The sequence below is a fragment of the Bacillus sp. LR--39 genome (assembly GCF_053613335.1).
In genome coordinates, this window is record NZ_JBSIOT010000385.1 from 1 (window position 1) to 1,008 (window position 1,008).

Genomic DNA, 1,008 nt, shown 5'->3' on the forward strand with positions numbered 1-1,008 from the left:
ATTTAGAGATGATATAAAAACATTCGGTGTAACGTATGTTGCAGCGATGAAAAAGAGCAGTCGTTTATGCTGCTCTTTTCTATTCGTATGTTCAGGATGATACGAGGTGACTAAGTGAAACAAACGAGAGCTTTAATGGAAGGTGCTATTTTAATCAGTCTGTTTGCGATCATTACGCTTCTGGTCGTTTATGTTCCTGTGATTGGAACAATTCTGTTATTTGCACTGCCGCTGCCAATGATCTTGTATACGATCAGACATGGATTGAAGCTAGGGATATGGATGGGCGCTGTCAGTCTTCCGGTTGTTTTTATTGTCGGGTCCTTTAACGGGCTTATTGTAGCTTTTATGTCAGCTTGCGCCGGCATTGCCATGGGACATTTTTTCAAAAGGAAAGAGCCCGGGCACGCCATTATTTCGGGCGCACTTATTTATATGCTTAGTATTGTCTTCTATTTTGTGATAAGCATTCAGTTTTTGGGTATCAATATCATTGATGAGGCGATGACACAATACCGGCAATCTCTTGATATGGTAGAAACTGTAGCGAAGCAGTCGGGCAATGCTGGACAGTTTGAGAAGCAATTAAAACTGATGGAAGAACAATTGGGTATCGTTCAATATCTTTTTCCAACAGCTATTGTGATGGTAGGAGTTATTTTTTCTTTCCTCAGTTACCTTATCGCTAAGCCGCTCTTAAGGCGATTCTCCCCCGATATTCCTAATCTAAAGCCTTTTAGAGAGTTGAAGTTTCCGCAAAGTGTTGTAGTACTGTATTTGATTATTGTCATGCTTTCATTTTTGCCTTTAGAAAAAGGCCAAATGCTGTACTCTATCGCTTTAAATGGGGAGTTTATACTCGGGTTTCTGATTTTCATCCAAGGTTTATCATTTATCTTTTTCTATTGCCATAAGAAACAATATCCAAAGGCTGCGGCTGTGATTGCTGTCATACTTGGGTTTGTGCATCCGGTCTTCATGGCGGTCATTCGCATTTTAGGCGTTTTA

The 1,008-nt window shown here is 40.3% G+C and carries 1 protein-coding gene; it reads left to right on the plus strand.

Translation table 11 applies throughout. From position 1 onward, the window contains the following. Positions 1–114: 114 nt before the first annotated feature. Positions 115–1,008, plus strand: an 894-nt coding sequence (locus ACWHAR_RS23435) for a YybS family protein (protein ID WP_452087994.1), incomplete at its 3' end; no start/stop codon positions are given.